This window comes from Flavobacterium sp. UW10123, assembly GCF_040538975.1.
Lineage (GTDB): Bacteria > Bacteroidota > Bacteroidia > Flavobacteriales > Flavobacteriaceae > Flavobacterium.
This window is the reverse complement of the sequence record NZ_JBEWQE010000009.1, coordinates 110,390-133,546: the sequence shown is the minus strand read 5'-3', so window position 1 is coordinate 133,546 and position 23,157 is coordinate 110,390. Positions and strand designations below refer to the sequence as shown.

Here is a 23,157-nt window from a genome sequence, read left to right as displayed (position 1 = left end):
TTAACAAAAACAAATGCTAAAGCAATTTTTAAATTTAAAATTATCCCAAAAATTATCTCCACAGCAAATTCAGCTGATGAAGTTAATTCAATTGCCTACGCAAGCTTTTGAACAGCGTTTATTAGAAGAAATGAACGAAAATCCGGCTTTAGAAGCTGGAAAAGAAGACGATTACGAAGCTGATGAATATGCTAATGAAGATTACGACGATTATGATGATGCAGAATCAGACAGAATCGAAGCAGACGACATTAATATCGACGAATATCTAAGCGACGACGATACTCCTGATTACAAAACTCAGGTAAATAATTACAGCGACGATGAAGAACGTGAAACCCCTTTTGCTGCTCCGATTAGTTTTCATCAGGATTTAATCAATCAGCTGAATACTTTTATTTTGAACGATGAAGAGCGAGAAATCGCTGAATTCCTTGTTGGAAGCATTGATGATATGGGTTACATCCGCAGAAGCGTTCCGGATATCGTAGACGACATGGCTTTTACTCAGGGGATCTACACTGATGAAGCAATGGTTGAAAAAATGTTAACTGTTATTCATGAGCTTGAACCTTCGGGAGTTGGTGCACGTGATTTACAGGAATGTTTACTGCTTCAACTAAAGCACAAAACGCCAACTGAATATGTTGATTTAGCGATTGACATTATTGAAAATCAGTTTGATGCTTTTACGAAGAAACATTATGACAAGCTTTTACAGAAATATAGTGTTTCTAACGAACAGCTTAAAAAAGCGATTCACGAAATTGAAAGATTAAACCCAAAACCAGGTGGTTCTTTTGCAGGAAACAATAAAGTAACAGAAAATATAGTTCCTGATTTTGCCATTAGAATTGTAGACGGCGAATTGGAATTGACTTTGAACGGAAGAAATGCTCCTTCCCTGCACGTCTCTAAAGATTATCAGGAAATGATGCAGACATACAAAGAATCTAAAGACAAATCGACTGCGCAGAAAGATGCTGTTCAGTTTATCAAACAGAAACTGGATTCAGCAAAGTGGTTTATCGACGCGATTAGACAACGTCAAGAAACATTATTTGTAACGATGAATGCCATTATGCATTATCAGGAAGAATATTTCTTAGATGGCGATGAAACCAAACTAAAACCAATGATCTTAAAAGATATTGCAGATATGGTTGGTTTGGATATTTCGACAATTTCGCGTGTAGCAAATAGCAAATATGTAGAAACACCATACGGAACCAAACTGATTAAAGAGTTTTTCTCTGAAGCCATGAAAAATGATCAAGGAGAAGATGTTTCGACTCTTGAAATCAAAAAAATTCTTCAAAATACAATCGAGGAAGAAGATAAGAGAAAACCGCTTCCAGACGATCAACTGGCAGAAATCTTAAAAGAAAAAGGATATCCAATTGCGAGAAGAACTATTGCAAAATACCGTGAGCAACTTGATATTCCGGTAGCGAGAATGAGAAAGAAGATTTAATTTTCAAAAATAAAAAACCCGACAAATTTAAAATCTGTCGGGTTTCTTTTTGCTTTTAATTTTATTTGTATTGATCTGGTAAAATCTTCACATCAAACAAAAAATCTTTCTTTTTATCACTGTAACTATAATTCAAAGTATAATCGTTATCTCTAAAAACCTGAAGTCCTGTATTTGCTTTTGCAGTACTTAAAAGACTTTTTTTAATTTCTTCTTGAATTAAGCTGACCTCAGCCATTTCTTTACTTACATTCAGCAATGTTAAATTGTATTGAACTGTTTTTTCTTCATGCAAACTTACACTGTCTAAACGAATGCCTTCTTGAATATTTAAAGGACAACTTTTATTATATTTTGCAATTAATTCTACTACTTCAGTGTTTACTTCATCTTCTTTTTCGCCTAGGTAAAATTGAAAATAAGCTACGAAAGCGACAGCAATTCCAATTAATACTAACAATAAAACAGTCGATTTTCTCATATTTTGAAATGTTTTTTTCATGGCTTATAATTAGTAAAATAATCTATTTTTCGTGATTTTTTTTCATTGCTTTAAAATACGCTGCACGGCTAAGTGGTTCGTATTCTTCTGTTTCCCCAAGCATAACCAATTTATCATTATCTGTTTTTCTGAAACTGTAATTTGCCAGATTTCCAGTTCTTGTACAAACCGCATGAACTTTTGTAACATATTCAGCGGTTGCCATAAGTCCTGGCATTGGCCCAAACGGATTTCCTTTAAAATCCATATCTAATCCTGCAACAATAACGCGGATCCCTTGATTTGCCAAATCGTTACAAACCGTAATAATTTCGTCATCAAAAAACTGAGCTTCATCAATTCCGATCACATCACAACCTTGAGCTAAAATCAATATATTAGCTGCTGCTGGAACTGGAGTTGAACGAATTTCGTTGGCATCATGAGACACTACCATTTCGTCATGATAACGGGTATCAATAGCAGGTTTAAAGATTTCGACTCTTTGTTTGGCAAATTGGGCGCGCTTTAATCTTCGGATAAGCTCTTCGGTTTTACCCGAAAACATTGATCCACAAATAACTTCAATCCAACCAAATTGTTCTTTGTGATTTACTGTATTTTCGAGAAACATTTTGTATTTTTCTACCTTTAAAAATGAATAGTTTTTATTACTTTGTACTGGCAATAAATTGATGTAAAAATGTACTGTTTTACATTTTTTCAAAAGTAGAAAATTTTTACCAAACCTTAGATTCGCGAAAGCGTATTAACAGAAATTAAAAATTATCTTTTGAATTTCCCTGAGAATAGAGACATTCAGACATCAAATACACTAAAATACCTTATTCACTATAATTTTCAACAGTTATGAAAAAAAAATTGGAAGCTGATTTAATTAGCATTGCGCATCGAATTTTAAAACTTAAAAACAAATCCGATATCAATCAATTGTATCTTGAAACTCAGAAATTATACGAGAAATTAGCGGTATTAAAATTTGTAGAAGAGAATTTCGACGTTGCAAAACCAACAATCGGACAAAACGATATTGTTTCTGAATTGGAAACAATTTTTGACAAACAAGAAGATGTAATTCCTGCAATAATTGAACTTGAAGCTCCAGCCGAAGAAAAAATTATTGCACTTGAAGAATCTTACGAACCTGAAATTTCAGAAGAAAAACCAGCAGAAGTTGTTGAAACTGCTGAACCAATTCTTGCAACGGAAGAACCTCTAATCGAGGAAACTGTTGAGCCAATTGTTGCTGAAATTGAAACTCCTATTATTGAGGAAACGATAGAACCAATTGCTGAGAAAGTAATTGAACCAGAAGTTGAAAAGATTGAAGAATCTAAAGATGCTATTGATGAACTTTCGTTTACAACTGTAAATGAATTGAAACCAATTTCAGATTTCAAACCAGCTTTCGAATTGGAAACTGAACCAATTATAGAAGAGATTAAAGAAGAACCTAAGAAAGAAACTTCTCCACAGCCAACTATTCAATTTGAAGATTTCGGAATTAATTATGCCGATGCACAATTTGTAAAAGTGGATAGTTTTGAAGCTGTTCCATCAACTCCAACTCCTTCAATAAATGATTTCAAAGAACCTAAAAAAGTAGAAACTGCAATTCTTGAAACTCCTGCACAGCCAAAATCAGTTAGTTTAAACGAAAAACTGGCAAGAGGTTTTCATATTGATTTGAATGACAGAATTGCCTTCACCAAAAATCTTTTTGGAAATAGCACAGAAGATTACAGCCGTGTTTTAAATCAATTAATGACTTTTGATTCTTATAGCGAAGCAAAAGATTTTATTGAAGACATGGTAAAACCAGACTACAATAACTGGGAAGGAAAAGACGATTACGCAGAACGTTTTTTGGGAATTATTGAAAAGAAATTCTCGTAAAGAAATTTTCACATCTCACATTTTACATTTCACGAATAAACAACTATGTCAAAATTATATATCGTTCCAACGCCAATTGGCAATCTTGAAGACATGACTTTCAGAGCCATTCGGGTTTTGAAAGAAGTCGATTTGATTTTGGCGGAAGACACTCGCACAAGCGGAAAACTGTTGAAGCATTTTGAAATTGGCACGCACATGCACAGCCATCATATGCACAACGAACATAAAACCACAGAAAACTTAATCGCACGTTTGAAAGCGGGTGAAACTATCGCTTTAATTTCAGACGCAGGAACTCCGGCTATTTCAGATCCAGGTTTTCTATTAACGCGCGCTTGTGTCGAAAATAAAATTGAAGTCGAATGTCTTCCAGGAGCCACTGCTTTTGTCCCTGCTCTAGTAAACAGCGGACTCCCAAATGACAAATTTGTTTTTGAAGGTTTCTTGCCTGATAAAAAAGGACGCCAGACTCGCTTTTTGGCTTTAGCCGAAGAAACCCGAACCATGATTTTATACGTTTCTCCGCATAAACTCGTTAAAACTCTTAGCGAATTTGTTCAGTATTTTGGAGAAGACAGACAGGTCTGCGTTTCCAGAGAATTATCAAAATTGCACGAAGAAAATGTACGCGGAACGGCGAAAGAAGTTCTGGCACATTTTGAAAAAACAGCACCAAGAGGAGAAATCGTCGTTGTGGTTGCTGGAAAAACAATAACTAAAGAACCTAAGAAAAGTAAGTTTTCTAAGGACGAAGAATAATTATCTATGCCACAGATTAAAAAGATTTAAAAGATTATTTTTCCGCCACGACCCGAGCGATAGCGAATAGGCGAAGCAATTACTCGAATTTCCACTAATTTAATTCGTGATAATTCGAGTAATTCGTGGCAAACTTTTATTAATCTGTGTTAATCATTTTAATCTGTGGCAAAAAAAATCAAATTGTAATCATGAGCATTCAAGCCTTTTTAGAAAAAGTAAAACAAACTCCAACGCAAATCACATTTCCTGAGACTATTGCAGTAATTGAAGAAAATTACAATTTTACTCCAACTGCTTTTCAAAATGGAACACAACATAATGCAGCAGGCGAAAATTCAGGTTCTTGTAAATTGTTTTCTTTTGCGAAATTGCAAAATTTAAGCAAAGAAGAAACTTTAGCTTGTTTTGGAGCATTTTATTTTGAAGAAGTTTTAGGAGATCCAAACGGAACGAACCACCAAAATATTAGAAATTTCATCAACTTAGGTTGGGACGGAATTCAGTTTGAAGGAAATGCTTTAGAAACAAAATAACATTTGTCAGGCTGAGCGTACTAGAAGTCTTTTTTTCTGTACAAAATATTTCGCCACAGATTAAAAAGATTAACACAGATTAATAAAAGTTAGCCACGACCCAAGCGATAGCGAATAGGCGAAGCAATTGCACAAATTATCACGAATTAAATTAGTGGAAATTCGTGCAATTAGTGGCAAAAAAAATTACCCATCAGATTAAACGATTTCACAAATCTGAAGTCTAAAATCTAAAATCCAAAATCAACAATGCGTTGGACTCTAAAACCAAAACCTTCTGAAGATAAGATTAAACATTTAGCGCAAGCCTTAAATGTAGAAGATTTTGTTGCAACGCTTTTGATTCAGCGTGGTATTGAAACTTTTGAAGAAGCTAAACATTTTTTCCGCCCATCTTTAGAACATTTGCATGATCCGTATTTGATGAAAGATATGGACAAAGCCGTTGCCCGAATTGAATTGGCAATTGAAAATCAGGAAAACATTATGGTTTTTGGTGATTATGATGTAGACGGAACAACAGCTGTTTCTTTGGTATCATCCTATTTAAAATCACATTATCCTCATATTGCTACTTACATTCCAGATCGTTACGACGAAGGTTACGGAATCTCCTACAAAGGAATTGATTACGCAGATGATAACGGAATTTCGTTAATTATCGCTCTTGACTGCGGAATCAAATCAATCGATCATATCGCTTACGCGAAAGCAAAAAACATCGACTTTATTGTTTGTGATCACCACAGACCAGGGGAATTTCTTCCTAATGCAGTTGCTGTTTTAGATCCAAAAAGAGAAGACTGTCTATATCCGTATGATGAATTATGTGGTTGTGGCGTTGGTTTTAAACTTATTCAGGCTTTGGGTCAGAATCGAAATGAAACTATTGAAGATTTAGTTCCGTATTTAGATTTAGTGGCTACTGCAATTGCTGCCGATATTGTTCCGATTACGGGAGAAAATCGTGTTTTGGCTTATTTTGGATTGAAAGTCATTAATAGCGAACCTAGACCAGGAATTAAAGCACTTGTTCATCAGGTAAAAAAGAAAGTTTTAGACATTACCGATGTTGTTTTTATTATTTCGCCTAGAATTAATGCTGCTGGAAGAATTAAACATGGTAATCATGCTGTCGAATTATTAACCGAATTTAACTTTGAACAAGCACAGCAATTCGCTTCAGAAATTGAACAATACAATGCCGACCGAAAAGATTTAGACAAAAAAATCACGAAAGAAGCTTTTCAGCAAATTTTACAAAATAACGAAGAAGAGCGTTTTTCTACCGTTGTATTTCAGGAAGACTGGCACAAAGGCGTAATCGGAATCGTCGCTTCGAGATTAATAGAAACCTATTATCGTCCGACTTTGGTCTTTACAAAAAGCGGAGACAAATATGCCGCTTCTGCCCGATCTGTAAAAGGATTTGACGTTTACAATGCGCTTGATGCGTGTTCAGATCATTTGGAGCAATTTGGAGGACATATGTACGCAGCAGGAATGACTTTGAAAGCCGAAAACTATCAGCTTTTTAAAGACGCTTTTGAGAAATGCGTACAAGAAACCATTCAGCCCGAAATGCGAACTCCAGAAATCGAAATTGATGCCGAAATTGATTTTTCAGACATCACCCCAAAACTAATTCGAATCTTAAAACAATTTGAACCATTTGGACCGCAGAATATGACACCTGTTTTTATGACTCGGGATTTAAAAGACACTGGTTATGCCAAAACTTTAGGAGCAGAAGAAGAGCATTTAAGACTTTTCGTCAAACAATATAACTCCGACGGAATTGCCGCAATTGGCTTTGGACTCGGAAAAAAAATAAATTTAGCAAAAAATCAAAATCCGTTTCAGCTAGCTTATACAATTGCCGAAAATGAATGGAACGGTACAATTTCAACTCAGCTTATGCTGAAAGACATTAGAACAAATGGAAGAGATTAAATCCAATAAACCTGATCCGTATCAGGCGCTTCGTTATAGAGAATTCAACGTGTTTTTATTATTGCGTTTTGCAATGGTTTTTGCCTGGTCAATGCAATTTATTGTAATCGAATGGGAAGTTTACAGCTTAACTAAAAATCCGCTTTCGTTAGGAATTATTGGTTTGATGGAAGTTATTCCTGCTGTCGGAATGGCATTATTTGCAGGGCATATTGTAGACCAAAGAGAAAAGAAAGGATTATTGGTAAAATGTATTTTAGGATTTTCAATAATCAGTTTCGGACTATTTTTACTGACTTGGCCAAAAGTTGTTGGGGGCTGGTCTTCAAATGTAATTCTATATTCAATTTACGCTTTGGTATTTTTTGGCGGATTGGTTCGTGCTTTTATGGGGCCGACTATCTTCTCTCTTTTATCTTTAATTATTCCTAAAAAAGTATATCCAAATGCTGCAACTTGGAGCAGTTCGGTTTGGCAGATTGGAGCTGTAATGGGGCCTGCATTGGCGGGATTCTCAATCAACTGGATTGGCGTTCACTGGTCGATGTGTCTTGTTTTCGGATTCTCGATTCTTTCCTTAATTGCCTTATCGCAAATCAGCGAAAAACCAATCATCAATCCAAAAATTGGAGAATCAATTAAAGATAGTCTTACCGAAGGTTTAACTTTTGTATTTAAAAACAAAATTGTTCTTGGCGCATTATCACTTGATATGATTGCCGTACTTTTTGGAGGAGCTGTAGCATTATTGCCTGTTTTTGCCCAAGACATCTTGAAAGTAGGTTCTGAAGGTTTCGGAATTTTAAGAGCTGCACCTGCTGTGGGTGCCTTTATTACAATGATTGTTTCGGCGTATGTGCCATTATATAAAAATGCAGGAAAAAAACTTTTGATCGCCATATTTGTCTTCGGATTATCGATCATTCTATTTGGTCTTTCTACTTATTTCTGGCTTTCTGTTTTTGCTTTATTTCTTAGCGGATTGGCTGACGGAATTTCAGTAGTAATTCGCCAAACGATTTTACAACTTAAAACTCCCGATCATATGCGTGGGCGCGTTGGTGCTGTAAATTCAATTTTCGTTGGTTCTTCTAATGAATTAGGTGCTTTTGAAAGCGGAGCAACCGCCAAAATGATGGGCGCTGTAACATCGGTTGTTTTTGGAGGAAGCGTTACGCTCTTAACCGTAGTTTTCACCGCATTGAAATCTCCAACCTTTAGAAATTTAGATTTGAAAAGAGATATGGATGAACATCATAAATTGGAATAAGTGAATTTCAAAAAGATACTTTTAAGAATTCATTTAGGAACACTAATTATATTATTGTTCTCAAATATTATCTTTAATATAGTTTTCGATGTTAGTTTAAGTTCAAATCTACGTTTTGCCCTAAAGATTCTATTTTATGTATCCGCTTGTATTCTTTTCTTCTATTATGTAAAGCCATTCAAAAAGAAAGCTTTATACTTTGGTTTTTATACACTCTCTCCTATTTTCATTTTTTTAAGCTGGTTAGCAGATGGAATTTTTGGAGGACTTCTAGCCTCAGTTTTTCTTTTTTTCTTTGGTTTACCGAACGATGTGAAATTTGCGAATGACCAAATTGAAGTAAAAACTAAGTTTCAAGGTTTTTTAGGAAGTTGTTGTACTTATGAAGTAATTGAAAAGAAATGCTTTTTGTTTGAAAAGAAATTAGCTGAATTTAAAATTGAAGAAGGTCTTGATTTTAATAAAAGTACCTTCGAAATTCAGAAAAACAAAGTGAAAATACGTTATACTTTAGAAGATTATGACATGAAAGAAAATCACTACGTAACGAAAGACACTGTTGTTTATGTTTTATTAAAATAAAAATTTCAAATCGATTCAGTTTTAAACTCCCCTAAATGAAACAGGTTTTAGTTATTCTCCTTTTCGCAATATCTCTTTTTACCAAAGGGCAAAATCTTTACATCAAAACCTACGGAAACGAAAAGAATAAAACCATAATTTTTATTCATGGCGGACCAAGTGGCAACGCAACTTTATTTGAAGGAACAACAGCTCAAAAACTAGCCGATCAAGGTTTTTATGTTATCGCTTACGACCGAAGAGGCGAAGGAAGATCTGAAGATCCTAATGCAAAATTTACTTATGACGAAGCTTTTCAGGATTTAAATTCGATTTATGCAACATATCATTTAAAAAAAGCTATTTTACTTGGCCACAGTTTTGGCGGTTTGGTAGCGACACTTTATGCTAATAAATATCAGCAAAATGTGAGTGCTTTGGTTTTGGCTGGTGCTTTATTTTCACAACAGGAAACGTATGATCATATTATAAATACATTGAAAAGAAAATACAATAATGATTATGAACAACTAAGGAAAATCAGTATTGTAGAGAATCTAAATAAAAATTCAGCTGAATATAGAAAAGGATGTTATGAACTTGCTGCTGAAAATGGCTTTTTCAAAATGCCAAATTCAACAACAGAATCTAAAAAGCTTTACGCCGATTATGAAGCGGGTGAATTTTATAAAACGAATATTCGAAATAAAAATGCGCCGTTAGTTTTTTATCAAAACGAAAAACAAAACAACATCGACAGCAGGCATTTTTTAAAGAAAATCAAAACTGCCGGCATTCCAATATATGGAATTTACGGAAAAGATGACGGTATTTTTTCATCGGCACAAATTAATTCTATGAAAACTATAACTGGAAAAAATCACTTCGCTTTCCTTGATAATTGCTCGCATTATTTGTTTGTTGACCAACAAGTAGCATTTCTTTCTAAATTAAAATATTGGTTGCAATAATCTTTGCAGAACAAACTTTTCAAAACAACATAACAAACTAACAATCAGCAATTAGCAATGTTTTTTAGCTTTTTTTTATGCTTTTATTAATCATGTATTAATACAAACTGGTCGTATCTTTGTGCCCTAAAAAAATTGCCATGAAAGATATTGAGCAGATATACCGAAACGATTTTGGAATTTCATTTTATTGGAAAGAAGGCAACGAAGTTATATCAGACAAAATTCAGTTGCTTTTTAAACAAATGGGATTTTATTTTTCAGTTCAAGAATTAAATGAATTTCACGACTTAATTGAAGACTGTGTAACAGACCATATTGATTATGATACACGTGGTATAAAACGTGCCTTCGATAAATTTTTATTGAAAACACCATACGTTGCGATAGATTTAGAAATATCACCTATGGAATTAAATTCTATAAAAGACTTGGTTGATGGTTCTTTATTTCGACTTCATCTCAATGAATATATTCACGGCTCAGGCATGAATTAAAACTTTGTTTTTTTGCAAAGCTTTTAAATCGTTGCAAAAAGTTCTCTTCAAATGTTAAAAATTGGATAAAACAGTATCCATTTTTAATCTTATTTCATTTCTTTATTCTAAAAATCAAGCAAATGAAATATACCGCATTTTTATTTTCTATTGTTTTTACATCTACCATTTTTGCTCAAGAATCTACCATTTCTGGCAAATTGAAAAACGCACAAAACAACGAAGATCTCGATTATGTAAATATCGGAATCGCTAATAAAAATGTGGGAACGGTTTCAAATTCTAAAGGGATTTTCAAGTTAAAATTAAATGAAAAGGTAAATCCTAACGATACAATTGTCTTTTCTCATATTGGCTTTGAAACCAAAAAAATATTGGTCAATCAATTAAAATCTGACCATAATAGCATTGAAATGATTCCTTCTGAAAATTCTTTGAAAGAAGTTGTGGTCTCTTTCAAAAAACCTAAACCAAAACAATTCGGCAGAAGTTCAAAAGGACTTGGTCTTATGCATTCTAATTTTTTCTATGCATTTGACAAAACAGTCGATGATTATCTAAGCCGTGAAAGAGGAATGGAATTCCAAATTAAAAAAGATTGCAAAGTAGAGAATTTTAATTTCAACATTACTTCAAACGAATTTAAATCGGTTAAATTTAGATTGAACTTTTATAAAGTTGAAAACAAGCTTCCTTCCAAAATCTTAATTGAAAAAGACATTATTTTTGAAGTAAAAGGCAATCAACTTGGATTGTTTACAGTCGATTTAAAACCTTATGATATTTATCTGGATAAAGAAATGGGAGATATTGCTGTGACAATTCAATGGCTTGAGAGCACAAAAACCAACGAAAAAAGCAAATTCTTCTCTATTTCTACAGCTGTGTCTGCAACCGAAAACAGTTTTTACAGAGAAAAAAATATGGCCAATTGGTCAAGAAGCGGACAAAGCTTAACTTTTTACCTCAACACCATGTGTCAGTAAAAATTTTACTCTTTTTTATGATTTTTTTATTTAGAATTAATATAAATAATATCTATATTTGTTGAAATAAAAGGATTTACGATGAGAGAAATTGAACAAATATATCATAATAATTTTGGAATAGCTTTCTACTGGAAAGATCATAATACTACAATTTCAGACAAAGTACAGTTGGTCTTTAAAGAAACCGGTTTTTACTTTACCGTTCAGGAGTTAAATCATTTTTGTGACTTGATTGAAGACAGCATGATAGAAAATGCTTGTTGCGAAGCATGCGAAATGAAATATTCTTGCCATAAATTTTTATTGAAAACACCTTGCAATTCTATAGACCTAGCTGTAAATATGACCGAATTAAAATCGATTAAAGATTTGGTCGAAGGCTCTTTATTTAAAATTGAACTAGATGAATATGTTTACGGAGTTGGCATGAATTAAGAAGCATTCTAAATATTTTAACAGCATTTTTTCATTATTTAAATATATTTTGATTCAATTCAAAAAAAAGTATATTTACAGCAATGAAAAAAGCTGTATTTCTACTTACTACTATTCTTGCGACAATTTTCATTGTTAGCTGCAACAATAAATCTGAAGAATATATTGATCCGCGCGGAACTGATTATGCGGGTTCTGAAAGCTGTGTGCAATGTCATAAAGTACAGTCTGATATGGCATTAAAAAGTTCACATTTCAAAGCAACAGCTCCAGCAATTTTAGGAAATGTTTCTGGTGATTTCGATTCTAAAAATCATACTTTCATTTATGATAAAGACACCAAAATGGTGATGGAAAAACATGGTGACAGTTTATATCAGGTTTTATATAAAAATGGAAAAGAAACTCAAAGATATAAATTCGAAATTGTATTTGGAACCAAACATGCACAGACATCTGTTTATTGGAAAAACAACAATACTTACGAGCTACCGCTTTCTTTTTATCACTCGATAAACAATTGGGCAACAAGTCCAGGATTTCCAGCTGATAAACCATATTTTGATCGAATGGTTGTTAAAGATTGCTACGCTTGTCACAGCTCAAATATTAGTTCTCGAACAGTAGATCAGAGTTCTGCAGAAAAAAACTTCTTGTCTATGGATATTGAAGACATAATTAATAAAAAAACTATTGTCTACGGAATTGATTGCGAGCGCTGTCACGGTCCTGCAAAAAAACATGTAGAATTTCATTTAAAAAACCCAAATGTAAAAGTTGCCAATAGCATTACGAGTTTTAAAACCTTAAGTAGACAGCAAAAATTGGATGCTTGCGCTTTATGCCACGCAGGAAATGACGGAATGAAATTAAAATCCCGTTTTGAATTTAAACCTGGAGATAATTTATCAGAATTCTTTCGTGAAACGAGAAGCATTACCGATACGGCAAAATTTGATGTTCATGGCAATCAGTATCGATTGATGGCACAAAGTAAGTGTTTTATGAAAAGTGATAAAATGGATTGCATTACTTGCCATAATCCGCATGAAAATGCTTCTAAAAACATCTCTTCGTATTCTAAAATCTGTATGAGTTGTCATCAGGGCTTAAAGCACAATGAAACTACTTTGAAAATAATGCCTGAAAAGTTATTAGCAAGCAATTGTGTAGAATGCCATATGCCTAAAAAAGCATCCGGAGCAATTAAATTTCAGCTTTCAAGCAGTAAACAACTTTCAGAATATATTCTGCGAACGCATAAAATTGGTATTTACCCAACGAGTGCAAAATAAAAACTTTGTTTTAAAATTTTTGACAAAGGGCTTTGAATTAAGTCCAATAATACTATTTGCCTTTTCAACTTTTGACTTTTGACTTGCTCATTTTTCGAATTTTTTAAGTTCGAATTTTTCTCCATCAAAAACACCATAAGTAAAATATCCGATCCAATCTCCAAGATTTACATATTCAGAGTTTTCTCCAACAGGAATAATCATTGGTAAATGGCGGTGTCCAAAAATAAAATAATTGTAATGTTTGGTTTCTAGCTTACGTTTGGCATACAAAACCAGCCATTCGTTTTCTTCTCCTAAAAACTTTACATCTTCATCGCCAGAAATCAATTTGTTTTTTACCGATAAATATTGGGCTAAACTTACACCAACATCTGGATGAAGCCAGCGGAAAAGCCATTTTGAAAACGGATTTGTAAATACCTTTTTCATTCTTTTATAGCCTTTATCGCCAGGTCCTTTTCCGTCTCCGTGACCAATTAGAAACGTTTTTCCGTTAAAAGTAAATTCTTTATTATCGTGATAAACTGGAATATTCAATTCGGTTTCAAAATAATCATTCATCCAAAGATCATGGTTTCCAACAAAAAAATAAACTGGGATTCCGCTATCGCGAATTTCAGCCAATTTACCCAAAATGCGTACAAAACCTTTTGGAACAACCGTTTTATATTCAAACCAAAAATCAAATAAATCTCCCAATAAAAAAATTGCTTCAGCATCTTCTTTAACCTCATCAAGCCAAGCCACGAATTTTTTTTCACGCGGTAAGCTCAATTCTGGAGTTGGCGCACCAAAATGCTGATCTGAAGCAAAATATATTTTTTTCATTTGTGAAGTTAGGAGTTATTCGTTAGGGGTTAGGGGTTAGATGTTTAAAATACGTGTTAGAAGTTATTCGTTTCAACGTTTAACTCTTAAACATTTAACTTTTAACATTTTTACAAATTATCAGAAGCGTACCATTCTGCAAAAGACGATTCTGTTTCCTGAAGTTTTAGTGAGAAAAGAGAAATTCCAGCAGGCAGACGATTTTTAATTCTTTCAGCAAAATCAACCACCATATTTTCGCTTGTTGGCTGATAATCTACTAAGATTACGTGATGTCCGCGACTTTTCAATTCATTTGCCAATTCGATATGCGGAGTTGTTTGGTTGAAAACAGTAGCATGATCAAATTGATCGACGATTTCTTCTTTTACAATTTTCTTTAGATCAGAAAAGTCAATCACCATTCCGAACTTTACATTCGATCGGTCTGTAATTGGCGAACCAATAACCGTTACCGATAATTTATAACTATGTCCGTGAACGTTCTTGCATTTTCCGTCGTAACCGTACAAAGCGTGACCGGTTTCGAAACTAAATTGTTTTGTAATTCTGATATTACTCATCGATTTTTAATTTTAAGCTTGCAAATTTACGAATTAATTGCCGTTTTTAGCTCTTTTTTTAGCACGAGTATACATCCACAAAGCAATTCCGCCCAAAACCAGAAACGGAATGAAAGATCCAATGACAACGCCAATTTGATAACCGCTATCTGGAGCATCTTTAATTTTCTCTGCAATGTCAACTTTTTGCATTAACGAAATAATTGTCATATTCAATAATTTATATAGTGAGAAATTGATTTTAAAACATTCTTCAAAACTATGTTGCTATTTGTCAAAAATCAATGACTTATATCATACCTATTTTTTAAACTGAAGCAGAGCATTTCTGCTGAACTCAGACAAAACCAATTTACCCGTAATTGCAGCACGTTCAAACAAAAGAGATTCCCATGTTTCTGTTCCTTCCCAAATAATCTTTTTCATTTCATAAAGCGCTTCGGGATTATAAGAACTTAATCTTTGAGCAAAACTCTCGACATCTTTATCTAAATTTTTGGAGTCACTTATAAGCGAATAAAGACCTTTTTGAAAAGCCCATTCCGCCGATTTCCATTCGTGTGCAGCCAAAGTCATTTCGGTCATTGCTGTTTTGCCAATTTTACGAGAAACAGCAGGTTCTATTACAAAAGGTCCAATTCCGATTGCCAATTCAGACAGCTTTATATCACTTTGCGGGGTCGCAAAAACATAGTCGCAAGCCGAAATAATTCCAACACCGCCACCAACAGCTTTTCCTTGTACACGGCCAACTATAATTTTATTACAATTTCGCATGGCATTCAGTAAATGAGCAAAACCAGAAAAAAATTCTACACCTTGTTCTTCATTTTCGACTTTCAAAAGTTCATCAAAAGAAGCTCCTGAACAAAACGTTTTTTCTCCTTCGCTTTTTAAAATAATAACCGAAACATCTTCATTTCGACTTAAACTATTTATTTCGGAAGTCAATGCATCCAACAAAGTGCGTGGAAAAGAATTACTGGCTGGATGCCCAAATTGTACCGTCGCAATCGTATTTTGAAAAGAAGTTTCTAAACTTCCGTTTGTATTTTCTAGGCTCATAAAAATTACATTTAAAGGTAAAGTTACGCTTTTGAAAATAATTCATCCGAAACTTCTGAAAATTTGTTTTTTGAGAATTAATTGACTTTATTTGTTAAGACTTTGGGGGATTAGCTCATTTGGCTAGAGCGCTACGCTGGCAGCGTAGAGGTGATCGGTTCGAATCCGATATTCTCCACATTTTTTAGCTCCTTATACATTTTATAAGGAGCTTTTCTTTTATTACACCATGCACTAAAATGTCTTATAATGATAGAATTTAGCTTTTTGTAGGCCACAATTAAACTATTTTCGGTTTTCCTTTGAAAATTAAAGCAAAATATTTTATCGCAATGAAAACAAATTATAAATGGAATATCTTATGCGCATTAATTTTCTGCACTGCAATTGGCCATTCACAAAAAAATGCACCTGAGATTCCTGTTAAGAGAATTTACATGGAATTTGCAGATCAAAACCAACCCAAAAAATATGAGTGCACAAGTATTCACTATAAGACTAATCTAAAAGGAAACGACCCAAACGACAACTACGATATGGCAATCAGTGGTATCGCTACAACGGATATCGAAATCTTGGAATGGGCCAATTCATCAATGCCACGAACCATAAAAGTCAGTGTCATAAATTCGCAAAAATTAGAACGCGAATATATCTTAGAAAATGCAGAAGTAAGAGTTTTTCGCGAATCTAATTATTCAAGCAATACAAATAATGAAATCAATTCAAATTTTGATTTCACAATCAATTCGCCTAAAATTATAATAAACGGCATTAGAATGAAAGGCTCAAAGTAATTTAACTACTATTGATTTAAAATTTCATGCATCAAATTTGAAAATACCCTAAACTGTTACAATAAAAACTTTTTGTGGCTATTGAATTAAAACTATGCTAGCAATTTTGCATAAACAAAATACAAAAGTGATGAAAAAAATAATTTTATTATTGAGCCTTGTTTTCATTTGTTCATGTTCTTCAGATGATTCAAATAGCTCAAACAGTGACACAAATCCAAACAATCAAAAATATCACATCACTCCACCTGATTGGATTTTAGGCGAGTGGAGTGATGGTCAGGGCAGAACAATAGAATTTACAAAATCGAATGTAACTATTGACTATTATGGAAATTTTGCGTCAGTTGATTATCAACTAAACAATTATTATGAAGACGGAGATACTCAGCTAATTCAAACGCAAACTAGCACAACTTACAATATACAATTCTATGATAGTCCTTCTACAAAAAAGATTTACAATTTTATAAAAATCTCAGATACACAAATAGAATCGACTGGGTTATTTAAAGGAACTTATACTAAAAAATAATAATCAAAATGAAAAAACCGTATCGCAATTTTGTAGTACGGTTTTTTTATTTTGATTATTGCATCATCTTTCGTTGGCAGTATCTTCGCCATCGACTCTATCTTTTTCTGCTTTCTTAAAATCGTTGTTTAGCATTTTTTCCAATTTCTTTTTTTCTCGCTGATTTTTTCTAATTGTTAGCACCACAAGAATAATTACCAGTATTACTACAATTGATATTATGTTCCAATTGATATCCATAATTAAAATTTTAATTAAAGGTAAACAATCAAAAATATCTATCATGTTATCAAACAGTTAAGTATTTATTTTTTTTAGTAAAATTCATTCTGAAACAACCAAATCTTTTGAAAGATATTTCTTTAAAAATGTTTCTTACTTTTGTACGGGTCTTAAAATACAAAAAGAGAATATTTCTAATAATTATATTAGCCTTTCAAAATGAATCAAACCGTAAAACACAAAATATTCTCATTCATAAAGAAACCTCTTACAATTGCAGTTATACTTTTCGTCTCTACTTTAATAGAAATATATTGGGCTATGGGTAGTTTTTCCAACAAAACATCAAGTGGCTGTTTAGATTGTTCTTTTTTTGACGATGCTTATTTAATGACTTTGTTTTCTACTGTTTTTTTATCAATAGTTTTTCTGCCTATTTCTTTAATTAAAAACAGCAATCTAAAAGTTATACTTCAATTACTAATCCTAATTTTAATATGGTTTTTCTGGAATTATACCATTTTTGTAGATCGAGAATCTGCGTGGAGCACTTATCTTTTTGAAGAAGAAATAATGTACACTTTTAAATTTTCTTTCCTCCCCATTTTAATTTTATCTATTGCTACAGTATTTACTTTAAACTATATCTTAAAAAAACTATGAGTTCGGGCAAAAAAATCCTTTTGCGAATCTATTTTATTATTTGTACTCTCTTTGTACTGAATTGTCTTTTCTACTACTTTAAAGAAATAAGTCTTCGTGGTTATTACAGTGACGTGGTTTTATCATGGCTTTGGCTGATAAGCAATTTTGCAATTATTATTGTTTTTTGGAAAAAACTCTTAGCAAAACTTCTTTTGGCAGCGATAATTGTAACATTTGCAATAAGTATTATGGCTATGATGATGCCTTTTTTTGCTTTATTACTTTCTACAACATCATTAGGATTAATTAAAGAGAAAAGTTTAAATGAAAAATATAGAGCGCAAATTGTGCATTACAGCGCGATGGCATCTCCTTGGCTTGAAGTAATTGAAACAAAAGGAATAATTGAAAAAAGGATACTTAAATGTACTGATTTACAACTTATGGATGAAAATCTGGATATTAAAATCAGAACGACAAAAGATATTCTTTTTAAAAACGAAACCGATAGCACACTGACTTTCACTCTCTTTTATGGCGGACCAAACAAAACCATTACTTTCGACAAAAAGACAGGAAATATTAGGGCAATAAAAAACAATTAATTTTATAATTACTAAAACTATCTAATATGCGTCACTTAAAACTTCTATTTCTTGCCTCTTTACTAATGCTTTCTTTTAAAGGCATTTGTCAAGATAAAATTTCGCAACAAGTACTTGACCGCCTAAAAGCACAGCAAGCCTGTTGGAATAACGGTGATCTTGAAGGTTACCTTGATTTTTATGCTCCTGTAGATTCGGTTCGTATGATTTACAGCACCGCAGTGGTATACGGAAAAAACAATATTGCCGATTTCTTCAAAAAATATTGGCCAAAAGAAAGAATGGGAAAATTGACTATGACCGATTTTGTTGTTGAACCTCTTTCTAAAAAAGATGCTTTTGTAAGCGCAAAATTTAGCGTCGAAGCTCCAAATGGCAAAAATAGTTCTGGTAACTTTTCTGGAATAATGCGAAAGATAAATGGTGTTTGGTATTTGTATGTTGATCATTCGGGATAATTAATAACCAATAAACTATTTATTTACCTCTTTAAACCTTAAAACATATTTTACAGAAACAAATCTGTTTTTTACTCAAAAACAATTTTGTAAATGATTTTTAAATACCTTTGATGTTATGAGCACAGCAACAAAACCAAATCATATAGGGCGAAAAATAAGCCGCATTCGTGAACTTCGTGATATGAAACAGGAAGCTTTGGCACAAGCTTTAGGAATAAGTCAGCAAACAATATCTAATATTGAAAACAGCGAAACTATAGACGAAGATAAACTTGCCGAAATAGCAAAAGCTCTTGGTGTAACTCCAGAAGCTATAAAAAGTTTTTCGGAAGAGAATGTGTTTAATTATTTTAATACTTTTAATGATAGTCAAGGAAACTTCAATAGTAATCATTGCAGTTTCAATCCTCTTGATAAAGTAGTTGAACTTTATGAGCGTTTGGTTCAAGCCGAAAAAGATAAAGTTGAATATTTGGAGAAATTATTGAAGGAGAAATAAGTCTTTCAATTTATTATAACAAAAAAGCCATTTCTGGAAATAGAAATGGCTTTTTTTATTTATATACTATGTCTTATTGTACCATAAATAAAACTTTTGGGGTGCAAATTCTGCATTTATGTATCCAATATTTGTATTTGAAATCATTATCATCTACTATAACTTTCAGCTTAAAAATTCATCAAATGCAACTAAAAAAGAGAAAAATATGCCCCAATCATTATACAAAGTATATGTGCATCTAGTGTTTAGCACAAAAAAACGTTATCCATTTATTGACGATAATATAAAAGAAAAATTATGGGCTTATCTCGGAGGAATTTGCAAAGGGTTAGAATGCAATCCTATTCAAGTAGGAGGACATGACGATCATGTTCACATTTTATGCCTTTTGTCAAAAAAAATAACGCAAATGAAATTGGTTGAAGAAGTAAAAAAGCAATCATCAAAATGGATAAAAACAGTAGATTCTCGCTATGCAAACTTTTACTGGCAGGACGGTTATGGTATTTTTTCTGTTAATCCCTCTCAATTGGATATCGTTATAAAGTACATTAAGAACCAAGAAGAGCATCATAGAAAAAAGACATTCAAAAAAGAACTTTTAGCTTTTCTAAACAAATATAATGTTGAATATGATGAACGTTATCTTTGGGATTAGGCTTTCGCCCTTTCAGGGCTGGGTTAACTGAATTCATTCATATTCATAGCGCGATCCGCTATTCTAGTGGTTGCGCTCTTTCAGAGCTTTTTTAGTATAGGCTGAAAGCCTAAAAGCATCAAGATAGTGCAACGCACTATATAGCACTATGTAGTACTAGATGCGGTATAGAATATAACTTAGCTTATCTTAGCAAAAACCCCACCCTTATCGATCCATAAAAATATCCAGAATTAGTATCAATTCCAGGATCATTCAATTCACGTCCTCGATAAAGAAAAGAATACGAAACATTAAAGTTGTTGTGTCGGTATTTCAAACCAGCTTCGGCGTTGAAGCGAAGCGGTTCCAAATTGAAAGTAACGGGACTTGTATCATTAAACATACTTCCTTCAATTGTAGCATCATAAAACTGATAATTGACACTTGGCGCCGCGTAGAAATAAAACTCTTTAATATTTGGCTGTGCCTGTGCATTTACTGAAGCATTATGCATATTAGAGTCATAAATTGGAAGCAGCTTTTTAAAACCAAATCTCGCCATAAATCCTGTAGAAATTCCTGAAAAAATAGTTCCAAGATTTCCTTCTGAATGCCAATGAAAATCTACAAAATCGTTGTGTTTTGGCGGAAACATTTTTTTTGAATACACAGCGTGAACCTGTACTCCTAAAGCATTATGAATTTGGTTTTCCCAACCATATACTTTTTTGTAGCCAATTATTTTATGAAAACCTTCCTGCAATTCTTCGCCTAAGGCATTTGGACCAAGAAAACCTATTTGGAAATCTGTCTTTAAAACCGATTCGCTTTCGTAAAAAAAACTTCTACCAACTTCTGCAAAAAGATAAGCTGTAAAAGGACGGTCATTTACTGTGACTGCTTCTTTGTTTATAAATCGCGGATTGTAAATATATTGCCCGACACGAAATTCGGTAATTTTTTTATTGATTTTTGGATTATTGTTTTTTGATAAAAACCTGTAAAAAAGCTCCAGACCATTAGTATAATACATATCGTATTTAGACGATGTGTATAAATCGTTATCCGATATAAAACCAATTTCTGTTGTTTTTCCTTGCCCAAAAGTTAACGTTACAGTCAAAATCAGAAAAGCAAAAAGCGTTTTTTTACTTCTTCTTCTCCTCTTTTCCATTATAATTAATTTTTCCGACGTAACGCATCTCGCGCACAATTCGTTCTTTTCTTCTATTAATGTAACTCGAAGAGCCTGTCGCTTTAAATTTTCTCGGATTTGGCAATATCGCCGCAATTCCTGCTGCTTGCATTGGAGTTAGGCTCGAAGCATCTCTGCGATACCAATGTTCGGTTGCGGCATAAGCGCCGTAAACTCCGTCACCCATTTCGATACTGTTTAAGTATACTTCCATGATACGCTCTTTACCCCAGATAATTTCAATTAAAACGGTAAAATACGCTTCAAGCCCTTTACGGAAATAACTTTTTCCCTGCCATAAAAAGACATTTTTGGCTGTTTGCTGCGAAATGGTGCTTCCACCACGGATTCTACGTCCTCGTTCGTTACTTTTATAAGCTTTTTGAAGTGCTTTAAAATCGAACCCATTATGTGTAAGGAAAGTTCCGTCTTCGCTGGCAATAACGGCTTTTTGCAAATTCATTGAGATTTTATCAATCGGTTCCCAATCGTGGTCAAAATAAACTTCTTTTCCAGCCATCTTATTTTCGATGGCACGAATGAGCATTAGTGGCGTAAATGGCACAGGAACATATTTAAAAAATATAACCGACCCGATAGAGATTCCAAAAAACCATAAAGCCGCTTTAATAAAAAACCATTTTACTTTTTCTCCAAAAGAACGATTCGATTTTTTTGAAGACGAAGTCTTCGGTTTTGGTTTGTTTGTAGTAGTTTTTGGTGCCGGTTTTTTGGTTGCTGCCATTATATTAAATCTGCTAATTCTGTTCCTATTAAACTTCCTATCGCGACTCCCATTCCGCCCAAACGCACTCCGCAGAACACATTTTCAGAAAGTCGGGTTACGACAGGATTCTTACTATTTCCTATTCCCATGATACCGCTCCATCGGTGCGCAATCTGAAAATCCTGATTTGGTAAAATTACATTTTTCAATAAATCTTCCAATCTATTTTGAATAATTTTCGTCTGTCCAAATTCGGTTGTTGTTTCTCCTTCAAAATCAAGGTTTCGGCCTCCGCCTAACAAAATACGGTCACCAATGTTTCTAAAATAATAATAACCACGATCTAAATGAAACGTTCCTTTGATATCTAAATTATGAATGGGTTCTGTAATAAGCACTTGCGCTCTTGCTGGTTTTACGGCACCTTTGGTCAATTCACTTGCAAAACCATTTGTTGCAAAAAGTATTTTTTGGGTTTTAAAGCTAAAATCGTTTACCTCAACTTCAACATGATTTCCTGTATCGAGGTACGATTTTACTGTTTGCTGATTTAAGATTAAAATATCTGCCGAAACTGCCTGCTTCAACAATTCCTGCATCATATTTCCAGTATCAATTTGCGCTTCAAATGGATTAAAAATTAAATAATCTTGAATATTCTGAAATCCAAAACGGTCTACTTCTTTCGAAAAAACATCGGCTTTAAAAAGCGGTTTCAGAATTTCATTGATAAACGGAATTTTAGAAATGCATTCATTAAACCCTAGTTCGTCTTCTTTCAAAAACAATTCATATCCACCATGAGGCTTAAAATCAATTGCTTGATCACCCAATCTTTTTCGAAGTAATTGAAGACCTTTCCATCGTTTTTCTATAAGTGCCACAACATCGTCTTCTGAATGTGTTTTTAAGTCGTCCATAATTTCAGAAAGACTTCCAAAACAAGCAAAACCAGCATTTTTTGTGCTTGCTCCTTGTGGTAACATGCCGCGTTCTAAAACCAGAATTTTAGTTGCAGGAAATCTTTCGCGCAAGCGTAATGCTGTATGCAGGCCAACAATCCCACTGCCTACAATCGTATAATCAACATTTGTAAACCAATTTTTGAGTTCCCAATAACTTAGTTCCATAACTTTATTAAATTCCAAAATTTTAAAAAATCCAAATTACAATCTTGGGTTAAATTACAATTTTTTTTAACCATATAAGAAATGTAAGTTGATTTAAA

Annotated in this window: 28 protein-coding genes and 1 tRNA gene; 19 read left to right on the top strand and 10 right to left on the bottom strand. The window is 33.2% G+C overall.

From position 1 onward, the window contains the following. The first annotated feature begins 13 nt into the window (after positions 1-13). Entirely contained in the window at positions 14-1,474 is a 1,461-nt protein-coding gene (gene rpoN / locus ABXT06_RS12040; protein WP_354590981.1) for an RNA polymerase factor sigma-54, read from the top strand. Positions 1,475-1,535: 61 nt separating this feature from the next. Here rpoN and ABXT06_RS12035 read toward each other — a convergent pair whose 3' ends face one another. Beyond that, entirely contained in the window at positions 1,536-1,976 is a 441-nt protein-coding gene (locus ABXT06_RS12035) for a DUF8479 domain-containing protein (protein WP_354590980.1), read from the bottom strand. A gap of 22 nt (positions 1,977-1,998) precedes the next feature. After that, positions 1,999-2,589 (bottom strand): thymidine kinase, encoded by a 591-nt coding sequence (locus ABXT06_RS12030; RefSeq protein ID WP_066033411.1) that lies wholly within the window; start codon positions 2,587-2,589, stop codon positions 1,999-2,001. Positions 2,590-2,825: 236 nt separating this feature from the next. Here ABXT06_RS12030 and ABXT06_RS12025 point away from each other — a divergent pair, with 236 nt between their 5' ends. The 11 genes from ABXT06_RS12025 to ABXT06_RS11975 all read left to right on the top strand — a co-directional run bounded on the left by ABXT06_RS12025 (position 2,826) and on the right by ABXT06_RS11975 (position 13,141). Beyond that, the gene (locus tag ABXT06_RS12025; RefSeq protein WP_354590979.1) at positions 2,826-3,872 is read left to right on the top strand and encodes a DUF8457 domain-containing protein; all 1,047 of its coding nucleotides are present in this window, start codon (positions 2,826-2,828) and stop codon (positions 3,870-3,872) included. 45 nt (positions 3,873-3,917) lie between these two features. Beyond that, positions 3,918-4,634, top strand: a complete 717-nt coding sequence (gene rsmI / locus ABXT06_RS12020) for a 16S rRNA (cytidine(1402)-2'-O)-methyltransferase (protein WP_354590978.1) — start codon at positions 3,918-3,920, stop codon at positions 4,632-4,634. A 191-nt stretch (positions 4,635-4,825) separates the two neighbouring features. After that, entirely contained in the window at positions 4,826-5,170 is a 345-nt protein-coding gene (locus ABXT06_RS12015) for a HopJ type III effector protein (RefSeq protein ID WP_354590977.1), read from the top strand. Positions 5,171-5,419: 249 nt separating this feature from the next. Beyond that, entirely contained in the window at positions 5,420-7,123 is a 1,704-nt protein-coding gene (gene recJ, locus ABXT06_RS12010) for a single-stranded-DNA-specific exonuclease RecJ (protein WP_354590976.1), read from the top strand. Beyond that, complete coding sequence (locus tag ABXT06_RS12005) at positions 7,110-8,393, top strand: MFS transporter (protein WP_354590975.1); 1,284 nt, start codon at positions 7,110-7,112, stop codon at positions 8,391-8,393. The genes recJ and ABXT06_RS12005 overlap by 14 nt, the downstream gene beginning before the upstream one ends. Further along, positions 8,394-8,975, top strand: a complete 582-nt coding sequence (locus ABXT06_RS12000) for a hypothetical protein (RefSeq protein WP_354590974.1) — start codon at positions 8,394-8,396, stop codon at positions 8,973-8,975. It begins immediately after the preceding gene. A gap of 35 nt (positions 8,976-9,010) precedes the next feature. Next, the gene (locus ABXT06_RS11995) at positions 9,011-9,925 is read left to right on the top strand and encodes an alpha/beta hydrolase (RefSeq protein WP_354590973.1); all 915 of its coding nucleotides are present in this window, start codon (positions 9,011-9,013) and stop codon (positions 9,923-9,925) included. Between the two features lie 140 nt (positions 9,926-10,065). Continuing rightward, on the top strand, positions 10,066-10,422 hold the full coding sequence (locus ABXT06_RS11990; RefSeq protein ID WP_354590972.1) for a hypothetical protein: 357 nt from the start codon (positions 10,066-10,068) through the stop codon (positions 10,420-10,422). Between the two features lie 122 nt (positions 10,423-10,544). Beyond that, the gene (locus ABXT06_RS11985; protein WP_354590971.1) at positions 10,545-11,408 is read left to right on the top strand and encodes a carboxypeptidase-like regulatory domain-containing protein; all 864 of its coding nucleotides are present in this window, start codon (positions 10,545-10,547) and stop codon (positions 11,406-11,408) included. 81 nt (positions 11,409-11,489) lie between these two features. After that, complete coding sequence (locus tag ABXT06_RS11980; protein WP_111425144.1) at positions 11,490-11,846, top strand: hypothetical protein; 357 nt, start codon at positions 11,490-11,492, stop codon at positions 11,844-11,846. An 83-nt stretch (positions 11,847-11,929) separates the two neighbouring features. Continuing rightward, on the top strand, positions 11,930-13,141 hold the full coding sequence (locus ABXT06_RS11975; protein WP_354590970.1) for a hypothetical protein: 1,212 nt from the start codon (positions 11,930-11,932) through the stop codon (positions 13,139-13,141). Positions 13,142-13,228: 87 nt separating this feature from the next. On the opposite strand, the gene ABXT06_RS11970 is transcribed toward ABXT06_RS11975, so the two are convergent. The 4 genes from ABXT06_RS11970 to ABXT06_RS11955 all read right to left on the bottom strand — a co-directional run bounded on the left by ABXT06_RS11970 (position 13,229) and on the right by ABXT06_RS11955 (position 15,600). Further along, positions 13,229-13,972 carry a UDP-2,3-diacylglucosamine diphosphatase gene (locus tag ABXT06_RS11970; RefSeq protein ID WP_201999536.1) on the bottom strand — a complete coding sequence of 248 codons (744 nt, stop codon included), beginning with the start codon at positions 13,970-13,972 and terminating at the stop codon, positions 13,229-13,231. Between the two features lie 110 nt (positions 13,973-14,082). Continuing rightward, complete coding sequence (locus ABXT06_RS11965) at positions 14,083-14,535, bottom strand: 6-pyruvoyl trahydropterin synthase family protein (RefSeq protein WP_354590969.1); 453 nt, start codon at positions 14,533-14,535, stop codon at positions 14,083-14,085. Between the two features lie 33 nt (positions 14,536-14,568). Further along, positions 14,569-14,745 (bottom strand): hypothetical protein, encoded by a 177-nt coding sequence (locus ABXT06_RS11960; RefSeq protein WP_008465178.1) that lies wholly within the window; start codon positions 14,743-14,745, stop codon positions 14,569-14,571. Between the two features lie 90 nt (positions 14,746-14,835). Beyond that, entirely contained in the window at positions 14,836-15,600 is a 765-nt protein-coding gene (locus ABXT06_RS11955) for an enoyl-CoA hydratase/isomerase family protein (protein WP_354590968.1), read from the bottom strand. Positions 15,601-15,704: 104 nt separating this feature from the next. Here ABXT06_RS11955 and ABXT06_RS11950 point away from each other — a divergent pair. The 3 genes from ABXT06_RS11950 to ABXT06_RS11940 all read left to right on the top strand — a co-directional run bounded on the left by ABXT06_RS11950 (position 15,705) and on the right by ABXT06_RS11940 (position 16,932). Next, positions 15,705-15,778 (top strand) — tRNA-Ala (locus tag ABXT06_RS11950). A gap of 154 nt (positions 15,779-15,932) precedes the next feature. Beyond that, positions 15,933-16,397: a hypothetical protein gene (locus ABXT06_RS11945; RefSeq protein ID WP_354590967.1), complete on the top strand. Its 465-nt coding sequence runs from the start codon at positions 15,933-15,935 to the stop codon at positions 16,395-16,397. Between the two features lie 94 nt (positions 16,398-16,491). Next, the gene (locus ABXT06_RS11940) at positions 16,492-16,932 is read left to right on the top strand and encodes a hypothetical protein (RefSeq protein ID WP_354590966.1); all 441 of its coding nucleotides are present in this window, start codon (positions 16,492-16,494) and stop codon (positions 16,930-16,932) included. Between the two features lie 63 nt (positions 16,933-16,995). On the opposite strand, the gene ABXT06_RS11935 is transcribed toward ABXT06_RS11940, so the two are convergent. Further along, positions 16,996-17,172: a hypothetical protein gene (locus ABXT06_RS11935; RefSeq protein ID WP_354590965.1), complete on the bottom strand. Its 177-nt coding sequence runs from the start codon at positions 17,170-17,172 to the stop codon at positions 16,996-16,998. An 839-nt stretch (positions 17,173-18,011) separates the two neighbouring features. Here ABXT06_RS11935 and ABXT06_RS11930 point away from each other — a divergent pair. From ABXT06_RS11930 to tnpA, 4 genes are all read left to right on the top strand, one after another. Continuing rightward, a complete protein-coding gene (locus tag ABXT06_RS11930) occupies positions 18,012-18,404 on the top strand; it encodes a hypothetical protein (RefSeq protein WP_354590964.1) in 393 nt (130 codons plus the stop codon). A gap of 26 nt (positions 18,405-18,430) precedes the next feature. After that, positions 18,431-18,862 carry a YybH family protein gene (locus ABXT06_RS11925; protein ID WP_354590963.1) on the top strand — a complete coding sequence of 144 codons (432 nt, stop codon included), beginning with the start codon at positions 18,431-18,433 and terminating at the stop codon, positions 18,860-18,862. Between the two features lie 118 nt (positions 18,863-18,980). Beyond that, positions 18,981-19,364 carry a helix-turn-helix domain-containing protein gene (locus ABXT06_RS11920; protein ID WP_354590962.1) on the top strand — a complete coding sequence of 128 codons (384 nt, stop codon included), beginning with the start codon at positions 18,981-18,983 and terminating at the stop codon, positions 19,362-19,364. Between the two features lie 118 nt (positions 19,365-19,482). After that, positions 19,483-20,025: an IS200/IS605 family transposase gene (gene tnpA, locus ABXT06_RS11915; RefSeq protein ID WP_354590961.1), complete on the top strand. Its 543-nt coding sequence runs from the start codon at positions 19,483-19,485 to the stop codon at positions 20,023-20,025. Positions 20,026-20,209: 184 nt separating this feature from the next. Here the strand turns inward: tnpA and ABXT06_RS11910 are convergent, their stop codons facing one another. The 3 genes from ABXT06_RS11910 to ABXT06_RS11900 are packed head-to-tail and all read right to left on the bottom strand — an operon-like array spanning position 20,210 to position 23,059. Continuing rightward, complete coding sequence (locus tag ABXT06_RS11910; protein ID WP_354590960.1) at positions 20,210-21,181, bottom strand: lipid A deacylase LpxR family protein; 972 nt, start codon at positions 21,179-21,181, stop codon at positions 20,210-20,212. Continuing rightward, a complete protein-coding gene (gene mtgA, locus ABXT06_RS11905; protein WP_354590959.1) occupies positions 21,156-21,947 on the bottom strand; it encodes a monofunctional biosynthetic peptidoglycan transglycosylase in 792 nt (263 codons plus the stop codon). Before mtgA ends, ABXT06_RS11910 begins: the two co-directional genes overlap by 26 nt. Continuing rightward, on the bottom strand, positions 21,947-23,059 hold the full coding sequence (locus ABXT06_RS11900; protein WP_354591058.1) for an NAD(P)/FAD-dependent oxidoreductase: 1,113 nt from the start codon (positions 23,057-23,059) through the stop codon (positions 21,947-21,949). Before ABXT06_RS11900 ends, mtgA begins: the two co-directional genes overlap by 1 nt. Positions 23,060-23,157: the final 98 nt, after the last annotated feature.

What these genes read in the sequence shown, in the direction of transcription:
- ABXT06_RS11940 (WP_354590966.1), top strand. Translation starts at nt 16,492, where the DNA reads ATGCTAGCAATTTTGCATAAACAAAATACAAAAGTGATGAAAAAAATA.
- ABXT06_RS11900 (WP_354591058.1), bottom strand. Translation starts at nt 23,059, where the DNA reads ATGGAACTAAGTTATTGGGAACTCAAAAATTGGTTTACAAATGTTGAT.
- ABXT06_RS11980 (WP_111425144.1), top strand. Translation starts at nt 11,490, where the DNA reads ATGAGAGAAATTGAACAAATATATCATAATAATTTTGGAATAGCTTTC.
- ABXT06_RS11970 (WP_201999536.1), bottom strand. Translation starts at nt 13,972, where the DNA reads ATGAAAAAAATATATTTTGCTTCAGATCAGCATTTTGGTGCGCCAACT.
- ABXT06_RS11965 (WP_354590969.1), bottom strand. Translation starts at nt 14,535, where the DNA reads ATGAGTAATATCAGAATTACAAAACAATTTAGTTTCGAAACCGGTCAC.
- ABXT06_RS12030 (WP_066033411.1), bottom strand. Translation starts at nt 2,589, where the DNA reads ATGTTTCTCGAAAATACAGTAAATCACAAAGAACAATTTGGTTGGATT.
- ABXT06_RS12015 (WP_354590977.1), top strand. Translation starts at nt 4,826, where the DNA reads ATGAGCATTCAAGCCTTTTTAGAAAAAGTAAAACAAACTCCAACGCAA.
- ABXT06_RS11955 (WP_354590968.1), bottom strand. Translation starts at nt 15,600, where the DNA reads ATGAGCCTAGAAAATACAAACGGAAGTTTAGAAACTTCTTTTCAAAAT.
- ABXT06_RS11985 (WP_354590971.1), top strand. Translation starts at nt 10,545, where the DNA reads ATGAAATATACCGCATTTTTATTTTCTATTGTTTTTACATCTACCATT.
- ABXT06_RS11990 (WP_354590972.1), top strand. Translation starts at nt 10,066, where the DNA reads ATGAAAGATATTGAGCAGATATACCGAAACGATTTTGGAATTTCATTT.
- ABXT06_RS12035 (WP_354590980.1), bottom strand. Translation starts at nt 1,976, where the DNA reads ATGAAAAAAACATTTCAAAATATGAGAAAATCGACTGTTTTATTGTTA.
- ABXT06_RS11975 (WP_354590970.1), top strand. Translation starts at nt 11,930, where the DNA reads ATGAAAAAAGCTGTATTTCTACTTACTACTATTCTTGCGACAATTTTC.
- ABXT06_RS11960 (WP_008465178.1), bottom strand. Translation starts at nt 14,745, where the DNA reads ATGACAATTATTTCGTTAATGCAAAAAGTTGACATTGCAGAGAAAATT.
- mtgA (WP_354590959.1), bottom strand. Translation starts at nt 21,947, where the DNA reads ATGGCAGCAACCAAAAAACCGGCACCAAAAACTACTACAAACAAACCA.
- ABXT06_RS12005 (WP_354590975.1), top strand. Translation starts at nt 7,110, where the DNA reads ATGGAAGAGATTAAATCCAATAAACCTGATCCGTATCAGGCGCTTCGT.
- ABXT06_RS11925 (WP_354590963.1), top strand. Translation starts at nt 18,431, where the DNA reads ATGCGTCACTTAAAACTTCTATTTCTTGCCTCTTTACTAATGCTTTCT.
- ABXT06_RS11945 (WP_354590967.1), top strand. Translation starts at nt 15,933, where the DNA reads ATGAAAACAAATTATAAATGGAATATCTTATGCGCATTAATTTTCTGC.
- ABXT06_RS11935 (WP_354590965.1), bottom strand. Translation starts at nt 17,172, where the DNA reads ATGGATATCAATTGGAACATAATATCAATTGTAGTAATACTGGTAATT.
- recJ (WP_354590976.1), top strand. Translation starts at nt 5,420, where the DNA reads ATGCGTTGGACTCTAAAACCAAAACCTTCTGAAGATAAGATTAAACAT.
- ABXT06_RS11920 (WP_354590962.1), top strand. Translation starts at nt 18,981, where the DNA reads ATGAGCACAGCAACAAAACCAAATCATATAGGGCGAAAAATAAGCCGC.
- tnpA (WP_354590961.1), top strand. Translation starts at nt 19,483, where the DNA reads ATGTATCCAATATTTGTATTTGAAATCATTATCATCTACTATAACTTT.
- rsmI (WP_354590978.1), top strand. Translation starts at nt 3,918, where the DNA reads ATGTCAAAATTATATATCGTTCCAACGCCAATTGGCAATCTTGAAGAC.
- rpoN (WP_354590981.1), top strand. Translation starts at nt 14, where the DNA reads ATGCTAAAGCAATTTTTAAATTTAAAATTATCCCAAAAATTATCTCCA.
- ABXT06_RS11910 (WP_354590960.1), bottom strand. Translation starts at nt 21,181, where the DNA reads ATGGAAAAGAGGAGAAGAAGAAGTAAAAAAACGCTTTTTGCTTTTCTG.
- ABXT06_RS12025 (WP_354590979.1), top strand. Translation starts at nt 2,826, where the DNA reads ATGAAAAAAAAATTGGAAGCTGATTTAATTAGCATTGCGCATCGAATT.
- ABXT06_RS11995 (WP_354590973.1), top strand. Translation starts at nt 9,011, where the DNA reads ATGAAACAGGTTTTAGTTATTCTCCTTTTCGCAATATCTCTTTTTACC.